Source organism: Alcanivorax sp. NBRC 101098, assembly GCF_001010505.1.
Taxonomy (GTDB): domain Bacteria; phylum Pseudomonadota; class Gammaproteobacteria; order Pseudomonadales; family Alcanivoracaceae; genus Alcanivorax; species Alcanivorax borkumensis.
In genome coordinates, this window is sequence record NZ_AP014613.1 from 2,756,400 (window position 1) to 2,769,940 (window position 13,541).

11 protein-coding genes are annotated in these 13,541 nt (G+C 56.3%); 6 read left to right on the forward strand and 5 right to left on the reverse strand.

What is annotated here, in order from left to right; genetic code table 11:
* Positions 1–124 precede the first annotated feature (124 nt).
* Both AS19_RS12520 and AS19_RS12525 read right to left on the reverse strand, forming a co-directional pair.
* Positions 125–1,042, reverse strand: coding sequence for an alpha/beta fold hydrolase (locus AS19_RS12520; RefSeq protein WP_011589723.1), 918 nt, complete (start codon positions 1,040–1,042; stop codon positions 125–127).
* Between the two features lie 139 nt (positions 1,043–1,181).
* Positions 1,182–1,802: a TetR/AcrR family transcriptional regulator gene (locus tag AS19_RS12525; RefSeq protein WP_011589724.1), complete on the reverse strand. Its 621-nt coding sequence runs from the start codon at positions 1,800–1,802 to the stop codon at positions 1,182–1,184.
* A 204-nt stretch (positions 1,803–2,006) separates the two neighbouring features.
* Between AS19_RS12525 and fadI the strand changes: the two genes are divergently transcribed.
* The 4 genes from fadI (at position 2,007) to AS19_RS12545 (ending at position 8,029) form a co-directional block, all read left to right on the forward strand.
* Positions 2,007–3,308 carry an acetyl-CoA C-acyltransferase FadI gene (gene fadI / locus AS19_RS12530; protein WP_046962161.1) on the forward strand — a complete coding sequence of 434 codons (1,302 nt, stop codon included), beginning with the start codon at positions 2,007–2,009 and terminating at the stop codon, positions 3,306–3,308.
* Positions 3,309–3,363: 55 nt separating this feature from the next.
* Positions 3,364–5,658 carry an acyl-CoA dehydrogenase gene (locus tag AS19_RS12535; RefSeq protein WP_011589727.1) on the forward strand — a complete coding sequence of 765 codons (2,295 nt, stop codon included), beginning with the start codon at positions 3,364–3,366 and terminating at the stop codon, positions 5,656–5,658.
* A gap of 114 nt (positions 5,659–5,772) precedes the next feature.
* Positions 5,773–6,663 carry an alpha/beta hydrolase gene (locus tag AS19_RS12540; RefSeq protein WP_011589728.1) on the forward strand — a complete coding sequence of 297 codons (891 nt, stop codon included), beginning with the start codon at positions 5,773–5,775 and terminating at the stop codon, positions 6,661–6,663.
* A 142-nt stretch (positions 6,664–6,805) separates the two neighbouring features.
* Positions 6,806–8,029, forward strand: a complete 1,224-nt coding sequence (locus AS19_RS12545) for an alpha/beta hydrolase (RefSeq protein WP_011589729.1) — start codon at positions 6,806–6,808, stop codon at positions 8,027–8,029.
* A gap of 95 nt (positions 8,030–8,124) precedes the next feature.
* On the opposite strand, the gene AS19_RS12550 is transcribed toward AS19_RS12545, so the two are convergent.
* The 3 genes from AS19_RS12550 to AS19_RS12560 form a co-directional block, all read right to left on the reverse strand.
* Positions 8,125–8,760: a DUF502 domain-containing protein gene (locus AS19_RS12550; RefSeq protein ID WP_011589730.1), complete on the reverse strand. Its 636-nt coding sequence runs from the start codon at positions 8,758–8,760 to the stop codon at positions 8,125–8,127.
* A gap of 74 nt (positions 8,761–8,834) precedes the next feature.
* Positions 8,835–9,350 carry a transcription elongation factor GreB gene (greB, locus tag AS19_RS12555; RefSeq protein WP_011589731.1) on the reverse strand — a complete coding sequence of 172 codons (516 nt, stop codon included), beginning with the start codon at positions 9,348–9,350 and terminating at the stop codon, positions 8,835–8,837.
* Positions 9,351–9,353: 3 nt separating this feature from the next.
* Positions 9,354–9,776 (reverse strand): VOC family protein, encoded by a 423-nt coding sequence (locus tag AS19_RS12560; RefSeq protein ID WP_011589732.1) that lies wholly within the window; start codon positions 9,774–9,776, stop codon positions 9,354–9,356.
* A 206-nt stretch (positions 9,777–9,982) separates the two neighbouring features.
* Between AS19_RS12560 and hemB the strand changes: the two genes are divergently transcribed.
* Together hemB and ppk1 are read left to right on the forward strand one after the other, a co-directional pair.
* Positions 9,983–10,993, forward strand: a complete 1,011-nt coding sequence (gene hemB / locus AS19_RS12565; RefSeq protein WP_011589733.1) for a porphobilinogen synthase — start codon at positions 9,983–9,985, stop codon at positions 10,991–10,993.
* A gap of 391 nt (positions 10,994–11,384) precedes the next feature.
* Entirely contained in the window at positions 11,385–13,499 is a 2,115-nt protein-coding gene (gene ppk1, locus AS19_RS12570; RefSeq protein ID WP_046962162.1) for a polyphosphate kinase 1, read from the forward strand.
* Positions 13,500–13,541 lie beyond the last annotated feature (42 nt).

Here is a 13,541-nt window from a genome sequence, read left to right on the forward strand (position 1 = left end):
CGCAAAATAAAACCATCAGAAAGTCATAAAAAAACCGCGCCCAATTTCTGCGCACGGCCTCTTTTTATTTAGCCCGTACCGCTCCCTGCGTTGCGGCTGTTAACTTTTTGCTTACAACGGCATTTCACCCTACCGCCGGCGGCACTACGGAATTGGCTCGCCCGGCAGTTTCCGCAATCAGCTCACCGATGCGATCAATCACCGATGGCGGAAAATCATGGCCCATGCCGGGAATAATAACCAGCTTGGCACCGCGAATAGCGCGGGCAGATGCCTTGCCACCGGCAGGACGAATTAACGGGTCAGCGCCGCCATGGATCACCGTGGTCGGGCATTGGATCTGCTTCAAGGTTTTGCTTAAAGAACCGGTGGCCGTGATCGCCAGAAACTGGTTGCGGATACCTCTCGGGTTAATGCCTCGCGCCCAGGCAGCCCGATACATGGCCGCCAGCTCCTCCTTACCCTGGGGCAAGGTACCGGCCAGCTTACTCATCATTTCCAAGCCGAAGGTAACGAACTGCTCTTCGGTTTCCACTTTCACGCGCGGGGCAATTAAAACTCTTAACGCCGAGGGTTTCGGCGGTGGCAGTAATGAGCTGTTATTACTGGACATGATTGAGGTGAGGGACAGCACCCGCTCCGGGTGAGTGCCCGCCATCAACTGGCTGATCATCCCGCCCATGGAGGCACCAACAAAATGCGCCCGCTCAATATTTAATGCATCTAGCAGGCCCACCGTATCGGCAACCATATCGTGCAAGGTGTAAGGACTCTCCACCGGCAGACCGATTATGCGGCGCAGGATCGCCGACACCGGCCCCTGCTTTATCGGCTTGCGGATTTGGGTGGATTTACCCACATCACGGTTATCAAACCGGATCACCCGATAGCCTTTTGCCGCCAACGCATCCAGCAAGGTATCCGGCCAGAACACCATCTGCGCCGACAGCCCCATGACGAAGACCATGGGTTCCCCGTTTTCCGGACCACGGCTCTCATAAAAAAGCTCGATGCCATTACTCGCGACCGTACCTGACTGCATATGCGTACCCTTTATGCTCGCCTATTCTTGTGATGCAGTGTCGAAACCGAGCCACCGCCAATAGATCAACATAAAAAAGGGTGCCTCAAACCTCAAGCGCCAGCATGAGAATTACGCGGCGATTGGCCTGTTCGGCGGTTCAAACCGTGATTGCCCGCCACAACATATCAAACAGCACACCGTGCTGATCTGCCATACGCCCAGGCCGACCACGCAACAGGTGCATCTGAGCAATACGCAACAACACGCCATAGAAGAAATCCAACAGGATCGGAGCCGTCACCTGATCATTCAGAATGCCCGCCTCCTGGCCTTCTCGTAGCCCGCTGAGAAAAAGCTCCGTGAGCCGTTGCTGCCCCGAGGTAGTATCACTGCCCCAGCGACCCGGATAAACCGAATTGATCATCATACGGCCCATTTGCGGGTTGCGGTCAAAGAAATCCAGCACCACCCAAAACACCTTGCTGAGCCGATCACGAAATGTATCGATACCGGCAAGGTGATCCAGCATGCGCTCGGCCAGCTGCTCCAGGCCATGATGCAAGCAGGCGTTAAGTAGTGCTTCCTTACTGCCCAGCCTCTCATCCCCGTAATACCGATAAATCGTTTGCAAACTGCAGCGGGCCGCCCGAGCTATCTCCTGCAACGTCACTTGATGGAACGCCGAATCGGCAAAAACCTGCACCGCAGCCCACTCAATACGCTCTCTTACCACCGGATCCTGCCGGGACAATGCCATTGTTCCAATACCTTTTTGCATAATCAGACCCTACGCTCTCTGATTATTCATTCGCCTAGCCAATGCCTATCTGTAATCCATCTTACACCCATGTCGGACAGTGTCTCCTCGGCAATTGACTCAACCAGTGCAGCCTTCTAGGCTCCACCCACGTTATCACCAATGAATGTCACATTAGGTGTAAAACAGATTACACCGTGACCGGCACCCTGCAAGGAGTCTGCAATGCCTGTTCGCAAAATGAAGCTGGCTGGCCGTGGCGGCCGCGTCGCCATCGTAGATGGTCTGCGCACCCCGTTTGCTCGCATCGCCACCCATTACCGAGATTTGAATGCCATCGATCTAGGCGCAATGGCCGTCAAGGAGCTGATGGCCCGCAATAACCTGAGCCAAAATGAAATTGAGCAGCTGGTGTTCGGGATGACGGTGATGATTCCCGAAGCCCCCTTTATTGCCCGCGAGATCGCTCTGGCGCTGGGCATGGACACGGTGGATGCCTACTCCATTACCCGTGCCTGTGCCACCAGTTTCCAGACCACCGCCAGCGTGGCGGACAACATCGTTGCCGGTTACACCGACATGGCCATTGCTGGCGGGACTGACTCCACCAGCTGCGCTCGAATTCCCTTGTCTGCCAAGCTAAGCGCGGTACTGCGCGATGTGAGCTTCGCCAAAACCCTAAAAGATCGCATCAAGCTGCTTAGCCAGCTCAAAGCCCGCGACCTGCTTCCCCAAGCCCCGTCTATCACCGAATACTCAGTGGGGGAAACCATGGGCGAGAGCACCGAGAAAATGGTGAAAAAATGGGGGGTTAGCCGTCAAGAACAAGACGATCTAGCCCATGCTTCCCACAGCAATGCAGCCCGCGCCTGGGCCGAAGGCCGTCTGGATCGCCAGGTGATGACTGCCCATTTACCCGATGGCCGCGCCTTGAAAGATGACAACCTGGTGCGCAAACAATCCGAACGTGAGAGCTACAGCAAACTCAATCCGGTGTTTGACCGGGAGACCGGTTCCGTTACCGCCGGCAATAGCAGCCCCCTCACCGATGGTGCCGGCGCCCTGTTGATGATGAGCGAGAAAAAGGCCGCCGCACTGGGTTACACCCCGCTAGGTTATATTCGCTCCTATGCCTTTGCCGCCCGCACGCCCCAGGACGACCTATTAATGGGCCCGGTACTGGCCGCCCCCGCCGCCATGACCCGCGCCGGGCTCACCTTGAGCGACCTGACCCTGGTAGACATGCACGAAGCGTTTGCCGGCCAAGTAGCCTGCAACCTGCGTGGCTTGGCCGATGACGACTATGTACGCAGCCAGACTGGGCTCGCGGCTCTCGGCGAAGTAGATCGCAGCAAGCTCAACGTCAACGGCGGCTCCATTGCCTACGGCCACCCCTTTGGGGCCACCGGTGCCCGAGTCATCAGCCAGACCTTACACGAACTGCAACACCGCGGCGGCGGGCTGGCGTTAACCACTGCCTGTGCCGCCGGCGGTATCGGCGCCGCCATGGTGCTGGAAACCGAATAACCCGCGTTAGCCACATTACTTAGCGCACCACACAACCACCCACAGGAACAGACCCATGTTTAACCTACTGATGAATTGGATGCGGGATAACAAGATCCTGCCACAGATTTCCGATACCGAACGCCAAGCGCTAGAAGCCGGCGACGTGTGGATCGACGGGCAATTTTTTGGCGGCAAGGTCGATTTTGAAAAAATCCTCGCTGAAAACTACGACACCCTTCCCGAACACGAACAAGCCTACATTGATGGCCCTGTGGAAGAACTGCTGAGAATGGCCGACAGCTACGCTCTGTCGCGCACCCGCAAACTGCCCGATCATCTGTTTACCTTCATGGCAGAGAATGGCTTCTTCGGCATGCAGATCGCCAAAGAGTACGGCGGCAACCCCATGTCCACCCAGGCGAAGTCCTGCATTATGGCCAAAGTCAGCTCTCATTCAGGGCTCATCAGCGCCATGGTAGTGATTCCCAACTCCCTCGGGGCAGCGGAACTCCTCGGCCATTACGGCACCGATGAGCAAAAGCAGTATTACCTGCCAAAGCTGGCCAACGGCGAATTCATTCCCTGCTTCGGCCTCACCGAGCCCACCGCCGGCTCTGACGCGGCGTCCATCAAGGCGGAAGGCGAAGTATTCAAAGACAGCGACGGCGAGATCAAATTCAAACTTAACTTCCGCAAGCGTTACATCACCCTTGCACCGGTTTCCAACCTGATCTCGCTGGCCGTGCGCCTGCACGACCCGGAAAACCTGCTGGGCAAAGGTGAAGACGCAGGCATCACCGTCGTGCTACTGGAAAAAGGCTTGGACGGGCTGCATATCGGCGACCATCACCAACCCATTGGCGAGCACTTCCCCAACGGCCCCATTGTCGGTCGCGATGTAATCGTACCCGCCAGCAATGTGTTGGGGGGCGTGGAACACACCGGCATGGGCTGGAAGATGTTAATGGAAGCTCTGGCAGGCGGGCGCATGGTGTCACTGCCCGCCACCGGCATTTGCGGCATTCGCCATGGTGCCATGATCGCCGGCGCCTATTCCATGGTGCGCCAACAGTTCGGCATCCCCGTGGGCCGCATGGAAGGTGTGGAACACAAGATTGGTAAAGCCGCCGGCATGACCTACGCCTTTGATGCTGCCCGCGTGTTTGGTTGCTCCGCCGTGGACAAGGGTATCCAGCCCCCTGTGACCTCCGCCATCATGAAGGCCTACTCTACAGAAATGGGACGCGATACCGGCACCGACGCCATGGATGTGACCGCCGGCTACGGCGTCATGCAGGGCCCCAACAACACCATGGGTCGCCTTTACAACTCGGCCCCGGTGAGCGTCACCGTGGAAGGGGCCAACATCATGACCCGCACCCTGATGATCTTTGGCCAGGGCGCCACCCGCTGTCACCCCTACGCTTACAATGTAGTGCAAGCCGTGGAAAACGACGACGCTGACGCCTTCCGTAAAAACCTCACCGGCTGGATGATCCAGTTCTTGCTGGGCTTCGTTATGAGCCTGGTACGCGGCGTCACCCGCGGTTTCTTGACCGTAAAAGTGCCCAACGTGGAACCAAAAACGAAAAGCATTTATCGCCGCCTGGGCTGGGCCGCCACCCGCTTCGGCCTGCTCACTAACCTGGCCATGTTCTTTGTCGGCGGGAAACTGAAAGCCCGTGGCAACCTGACTGGCCGTTATGCCGACGCCGTTGCCTGGTTGTACATTACCACCTCGGCGCTGCGCCGCTTTGAAGCGGAAGGCCGCAAGGCAGAAGATCTGGCGCTCGTGCAATACGCTGGTGAATACGGCCTCACCCAGATCCAGCAGGCCTTCGAAGGCATCTATGAAAACTTCGACGGCCCGGTGGGCGTGATATTGAAAACCATTGGCCGTATCGGCTTGGGTCTGAACCCGCTGGCCAAGCTACCGAACGATCAGCTTAGTCACCAAGCCGCGCAAGCCCTGCAAAGCTATGGCGACCAGTACAAACGCTTAGTTGGCGGCAACTACATGCCAGAGGAAAGCGATCAAGGACTGGGACGCCTACTCAAGGCCTTCCGGCTGACCACCGAAGCCGAACCAGTACGTGAAAAAATTCGGGCGGCGCAAAAAGCTCGCAAACTAGGCAAAGGCAAAGTAGAAGCGTTGGCCGCCGAGGCCGCTTCACTGCAGCTAATTTCCGACGCTGAGCTGGCCACGCTGAACGCCGCTACCGAAGCGTGCCTACTGGCCATCGAAGTGGATGTCTTCACTAAGGATGAGTACTACGGAGCAGGCGGCATACCCGCCATGAGTGCCACCGGTGATGGCGGCCTGCAACCCGCCGCCAACTCCGAGCCGGCAAAAACTTCCGGCGAATAACCGGCCGTCCTCACGGGCCAGTGCCAACTGGCCCGATCAACCCTGCCAATACGCCCCCTCACTCGCTAGTGTTGGGCGCCATAACACAACAACGAACCAGATAACGGACAAACTATGAGCCTTCAAGCCCGCCTCATCAAAGCCGTGACCAAGCGCACCATCAAACGCTCCGGTCTCAACCAAGACCAACTAGTACGGCATCTGCGTAAGGTATTCAACGAAACCCCTGTTCTGACCCTATTACCCCGTGGAGTAAAACTCAGTCGCGTGGAGCACCCCGCTTTTACCGGTGATCGAATCAGCGTGCAGCGTCCAGAAATGGCGGTGCTTTACCTGCATGGCGGCGCCTACATTGGCGGCATCACCAAGACCTACCACAACTTAGCCGGGCGGCTGGCAAAAAAATTAAACGCTGAGGTATTTTTACCCGTCTATCCGTTTGCCCCAGAGCACCCTTACCCGGCCGCAGTGAATCGAGTCATGGAGGCCTACGAATACCTATTAAGCCTAGGCAAGCAACCGCAGGATATCGTTATTGCCGGCGATTCCGCCGGTGGTGGGCTCACCTTGGCCACGCTGCTGCATATCCGCGACAAAGGCCTGGAACAACCCCGCTGCGCGGTGACATTTTCGCCCGCCAGCAACGCCTTTCCTGACGACAGCATCCTGGAGGCCCTAGACCCCAGCGATGCGATGCTGTCTGCAGACATCATTCGCACTGCTATCGAGATCTATACCCCCAACCCAGAAGACCGCAGCCAGCCCTACGCCTCCCCCTGCCTAGGAGACTACACCAACATCTGCCCGCTACTGATCACCGCCAGCACCGACGAACTGCTTTATGCGGATGGCAAGCGAGTGAAGCGCGTGGCGGAAAAGGCGGGCGTCAAGGTGACATGGATAGAGCGCCCCGGCGTATTCCATGTATGGCCGGTCATGGTGCCCTTCCTGCCAGAGGCGAACAAAGACCTGAAACGGATTGTCGCATTCATTAAAGAAGCATAGGCGCGAGCGCTTAAGGCGATAAAAACCAAGCCCGCAGTGCTCCAACCCTGGTTGAAGTTTTCGGCATTAATCATTGAACGTTTCTGTCATTGCTCTGCCGCCTTCAACCTTTTTTACTTGCGTTTACTCACAAGGAGGTGGCATGAGCGACTTACTGCCCCGTATTCACCCAGACGATTACTGCAACGAAGACCTACCGACCCTCAGCCAACCCTGGTGGCAAACGTTGCCGTCCAGCTTTCACAGCATGCCGGATCATTTCCTAGCAGATAACGATACCAGCTGGCGCATCAGCAGTACCGCGGCTGTCGATACAGTGGCCCGTACCGGCCTGGCCTTAATGGCCGGCGTGGCTGCTCTGCCTGCCACGCTCAACGCCGCACGACTCAACGACGAGCGGGCGCTTACAGATTTCTATCGCCCCTTCCTAGCTGAGAGCGATCCCAATACTTTTTTCACACCGCCCACCGTATCGGCAAAAATCAAGCACACGCCGGTATCCAGTTACCATTTTCAACCGGAAGACGGCGACGCCCATACCCTACATTTCACTTCGCCTTTTGTGCCTAAAAACCCGGACCTAAGGGAGCGTTATCTGGACCATACCCGTAACGGCACCGCCTGGGCGCAGCACTGGCGTCACCACGACGGCCCACGCCCTACACTGGTGATGATTCATGGGTTTGTGGCCGACCCTTACTGGCTGAATACTCGCTGGCTGGCGCTGCCCTGGTTCTACAAGCAGGGCTTCGATGTGCTGCTCTATACGCTGCCGTTCCATGGCCGGCGCAAAAGCCGTTTCGCTCCGTTCAGTGGCGCCGAGTTTTTCAGCCAAGGCATGGCATTACTCAACGAAACCTTTGCACACGCTATTCATGACTTGCGTTTGTTCATGCAAATGTTACGCGAACAAGGATCACCGGCCATCGGCGCCACCGGCATATCACTGGGCGGTTACACTACTGGCTTACTGGCCGCACTAGAAAAAGACTTAGCCTTTGCGATCCCCAATGTGCCGTTGGTCAGCGTGATTGATTTGATGAAGAGCTGGTTCCCGATCAACCAACAAGTGAAGCTGCTAAACCGCATCTATGACACCGATACCGCAGGCCTTCGTGAAATCACCGCCCTGCACTCGCCCCTAACTTGGCCCTGCCAAATACCGCAAAGCGGGCGCATGATTATCGGCGGTGCCGGCGACCGATTCGCTCCTCCCAAACATAGTCACCTGTTACGCCAACACTGGAACAACTGTGATGTGCATTGGTTCCCAGGCAACCACCTGCTACATCTGGATCAAGGCTTATACCTGAAAGCCATGCGGGACTTTATGCGCCAGGCGTTTGCCGCAAAAGGGGTGAGCTAAGCACCGGAAGCCCGCAAACACCACTTGTTTTATAGGAGCACGTGGCTTTCGCGTGGCAAACCAGACTCGGCGTCCTAGCGGCTTCGATGAAAATGCTAGGGCGCTTTGGGGGTATCCGTCTTGAACAAGTGCGCGGTACCCGCCCCGCAAGAGACCACCGTTTTCATCATGCTTTCCACACCGATTTCTGGATGCAGCTCCACCAGTGATGCATCTAGGTGGTAAATGAATCCGCTGGTGGGGTTGGGCCCAGTGGGGACGAATACAGTGACGTGACCATCCGCGTGCCGGGACGTGACCAGCGCAGTAACAGACACGTCCGTATCTCTCCCATAGAGCCACACCCGCGCCACCTCGCCCCGGCTGAATGGGCTATCTGCGCTACTCCCCATCAACTGGGCAATCACTTCACGGACAGTGGTGTATCCGGGTAAGCGAGTCATCACATGTTCTTCCCACTGCTGCCAGGCCCAGCTTCCCACTCGGGTTGCCACCAGAGTGCCAACTAGAAAACACAGCACCATGACCGCCAGCACCGATAGCCAATCTGCGACAAACTTTGGCAACCCGAAAGCACTGATAAACACTGAGGTAAAAGGAGAAATCAGCTCGGTCACGGTCTGATAAATCCATTTGAAGAAGAACACGATAATGGAAATCGGCAACAGGATGGTGAGCCCACCCAGCAGCGACTTACGAATAAAAAACCAGATACGGTTGTTAGCGCTCATCGGCGGAGAATTCCTCTATTATTTCGGCAAGCGAGCCTGCCCACCAGCTCATACGCGCCTGTACAAGCCTAGGCTCAATCCCGACGTGCAGGCTCTTCGTACCAAATGCGGTTGATAAACAGACAACGCTCGCCAGCAGGGGTTCGCACCTCCACTTCGTCATCCACCTGTTTCTTGAGCAAGGCTCGCGCCAATGGCGCATCAATACTGATATAGCCTCTTCCCGCATCGGTTTCATCTGGCCCCACCAACCGGTAGGTTTCAGTGTCCCCTGTGTCATTTTCCAGCTCTACCCAAGCACCAAAGAACACCCGACTTTGGTCTTCCGGCACCCGATCCACCACCGTCATGTCATCCAGGCGCTTGCTAAGAAAACGCACCCGCCGATCAATCTCCCGCAGCTGTTTCTTGCCGTAGATGTATTCTGCGTTCTCCGAGCGATCGCCCTGGGCCGCCGCCTCCTGCACCGACTGGGTGATCTCTGGGCGCTTCTGCTTCCATAAATATTGCAGCTCATCGTTGAGCTTATGGTATCCCTCAACGGTGATGTACTTGGAGGCAGGTTTGCCCTTCGGTCGCCAGCGGCCCATGGGTTATACCTCGAAGATCCGGTGCAATTCGCGCAGCCCCTTGAACTCCAAGGTGTTGCCAGAAGGGTCCTGAACAAAGAACGTTCCTTGCTCCGCGGGCTGCCCCGCGAATCGCTCACGAGGCTTAAGCAGAAACGGCCACTGGTGCTGGTAAATCCGCTCCACTAGGGCCTCCCAGCGGGCAAAGCTGAGCACCACGCCAAAATGAGGCATCGGCACTGGATGGCCGTCCACCTCACTGTAGCCCTGGATCGGCGTTAAATTTTCGCCTTTATGCAAGGAGAGCTGATGTCCGTGCAGGTCCACATCCACCCAGTTCGGAGCATCGCGCCCACGACGCCCACCCAGCACGCGGCAATAAAAATCCGCAGCGTCTTCCAGATCATTCACCAGAAAAGCCAAATGAAAGGCCGGTTGTTTTTCCATCGTCTACCGCTCTTGCTAAACTCACGTGATTCAGCCTGATGCCAACACATCCATAAGCGTGTTGTTTGTAATGCGATTGGATGCATTGAAAGTTCAAAAGCGCGCAGCCCAGAAAGCCAAGATGGCATTGGCATGCTTCGCGTTTTAACGTTGAACTAGCTTACCCCAGCACCAGGCGCGCCCATACTACTAGAGGAACCCTGCGCATGTCTGTCACCCGTGCTTCCTGGCCCGCCACACGTATGCGCCGCATGCGCCGCGATGATTTTTCCCGCCGCCTGATGCGCGAGCACACCCTCACCGTTGACGACCTGATTTACCCGGTGTTTGTACTGGAAGGCAGCAATCAAATCGAAGCCGTTCCCTCCATGCCCGGTGTGGAACGTAAAAGCATTGATCTGCTGGTGGAAGAAGCCCGTGAGCTGGCCGATCTAGGCGTTCCCGCCATGGCCTTGTTTCCAGTCACCCCAGGCGATATAAAAACCCTCGATGGCCGTGAAGCCTGGAACCCTGAGGGGCTAGCCCAGCGTGCCGTGCGCGCGATCAAGGCAGCCGTTCCCGAGATGGGAGTCATCACTGACGGCGCCTTGGATCCGTTCACTACCCACGGCCAGGACGGCATCATTGATGACAACGGCTATGTACTCAACGACGTGACCGTGGATGCACTGGTCAAGCAGGCCCTATCCCATGCCGACGCCGGCGCCGACATGGTTGCCCCTTCAGACATGATGGATGGCCGCATCGGGGCCATTCGCGATGCCCTGGAAGCCCACGGCCATATCCACACCCGTATCATGGCCTACTCTGCCAAGTACGCCAGCGCCTACTATGGCCCTTTCCGCGATGCGGTCGGCTCCGCCGGCAATCTCGGCAAGGCGGACAAGACCACCTATCAAATGGACCCAGCCAATTCCGATGAGGCGCTGCATGAGATCGCCTTAGACCTGGCGGAAGGCGCCGACGTGGTAATGGTGAAACCGGGCATGCCTTACTTGGACGTGGTCCGCCGAGTGAAAGACGAATTCAAAGTCCCTGTGTACGCCTATCAAGTGAGTGGCGAATACGCCATGCACATGGCCGCTTTTCAAAACGGCTGGCTGGACCAAGACAAAGTGATGATGGAATCCTTGCTGGCATTCAAACGCGCCGGCGCCGATGGCATCCTCACCTACTTTGCCAAGACGGCAGCGCAAGCACTGAAAAAACAGCGTTAACCGAAGGCGACACGCGCTTCAATGTAAGCAAAACAGGAACGACCCGTGCTTGCCGTTCCTGTTCTGCCTGCCTTTTTAACACCCTGTGGCCTGCCTATTGATCGTGCTCGGCCTTTCGGTATCCGCCCTAACCTGCGACCACCGAAATCCGCACCCCGGCGAAAAAGATATACCCTCCGACTTTTTTGTTTTTTTGTCTCCTACCGAATTTACTTCCTCCTACAGCCTTTCCTTAGCAGCCTTTCCTTAATCGCGATAGTCTTATTCATGGCTCGTCACGGACAAACGGGCCCAACAGCCGAATCGCCGATTCATTTTCCGGCTGTCATTACTGCGTAACATTAATGTCATGGAATAGGGCCTACATGCCGGCTCCAGTCAGGACGACACTATGAATGCTTTATCCAATGAACAGGGTGACAACGAGCACAATGTCATTGATTCCAGCAACGGCGAGTTCAGTAATCCGGACTATTATTTGAACCGGGAACTTAGCTTGCTGCAGTTCAATCTGCGTGTGCTCGAGCAAGCCTCGGATGAAAACCACCCATTGATGGAACGGCTGAACTTTTTATTGATTTTTTCCAGCAACATGGACGAGTTTTTCGAAATTCGCGTAGCGGGTTTGAAGCACAAACTGGAAACCCATACCGGGCAGCCCGGTCCCGATGGCCTGCTGCCCGAAGAGCTGCTGGAATCCATCAGCGCCATTACGCACGAAGCGGTAGAGCGCCAGTATCGTATCCTCAATGACGTACTACTCCCTGCCCTGCGTGAAGAAGGTGTGGATTTTCTGCGCCGCGAAGATTGGACCGAAGCCCAAATAGAGTGGGTAAAGAAGTATTTTCGCGAGCAGATATATCCGGTTCTCACTCCAATCGCGCTAGATCCTTCGCACCCCTTCCCACGCTTGGTAAACAAAAGTCTGAACTTCATCGTACCCTTGGACGGCAAGGATGCGTTCGGTCGCTCCACAGGGCTCGCCATTGTACCGGCACCCCGGTCCCTGCCCAGGCTCATTCGCATCCCCGATGAAATCAGTGAAAGCGGTGACGATAACTTCGTTTTCCTCTCCTCCATGATCCACGCTCATGTGTCCGACCTGTTTCCAGGCATGAAGGCCACCGGCTGTTACCAGTTCCGAGTAACCCGCAATGCGGACATGGAAGTGGACGAAGAAGCAGAGGATTTGGCCAGCGCCCTGAAAGGTCAGCTGCTATCACGCCGCTATGGAGACGAAGTGCGCCTGGAAGTAGCCGACAATTGCCCACAGCACCTGATGCACTATCTGCTAGAGCAGTTTGAGCTTACCGAAAAAGACCTGTACGAAGTAAATGGCCCGGTAAATCTGGCCCGCATGTTCACCAGCGTAAACCGGCCGCGTCTGCACTACCCACCCTTCACCCCCAAATTAGCGCCAGTGGTGAAAAAGAGCGAAACCATTTTTGATGCCATCGACCAAGGCGATATCCTGCTGCATCACCCCTATGAGTCCTTTCAGCCGGTGATTAACCTGCTGGCCGAAGCCGCCCGCGATCCCAAAGTGCTAGCCATCAAGCAAACGCTATACCGCACTGGCACCAAGTCAGAAATCCTCGACCATTTGGAAACCGCTGCCCGCAATGGCAAAGAAGTCACCGCCATTGTCGAGCTCCGCGCCCGCTTTGATGAAGAGTCCAATATTGAAGGAGCCCGCCGCCTACAGGAAGCCGGCGCCATCGTGGTCTACGGCGTGGTGGGTTATAAAACCCATGCCAAAATGCTTCTGGTGGTGCGCCGGGATGGTGACGGCATCAAACGGTATGTGCATCTAGGCACCGGCAATTACCACACAAAAACGACCAAGCTATACACAGATTATGGCCTGATGACCTGCGAAAAGAGTATGGGCCAGGACGTGCACAAGATATTTCAGGAATTGACGGGTATGGGTAAGGCGGCCCGGCTGAAGCAGCTCAAGCATTCGCCGTTCACCCTACACCCCTCGATTATCGAGTGGATCGACTTTGAAACCGCACAAGCCCAGGCAGGTAAACCTGCACGCATTATTGCCAAGTTCAATTCCCTGACAGAAAAAAATATCATGCAGGCCCTGTACCGGGCCAGCCAAGCGGGCGTGGAAATCGACCTAATCATACGGGGCATATGCTGCCTGAGGCCCGGAATTCCTGGCCTGTCGGAGAACATTCGCGTGCGTTCTATTATCGGCCGCTTTCTGGAACACACCCGCATCTACCATTTCCACCACGGCGGTGACGAACTGGTGTATTGCTCCAGCGCCGACTGGATGGAGCGCAATCTGTTCAACCGTGTGGAAACGTGTTTTCCGATCAATGACCCCGCTCTCAAGGCACAGATCTTAGAGCAGGGCCTGCATATCTATTTGCGAGACAACTCTCGCGCCTGGGAACTGCAGCCAGACGGCCACTACCAGCGGGTGCAACCACAAAACGGCGAAGAGCGCTTCATTGCCCAACAGAGCCTGCTCGATACGCTAGGGGGATGAACAAGCTTCTAGCTTTAAAGGGGTTGCGCCGGCTAAAGCGCG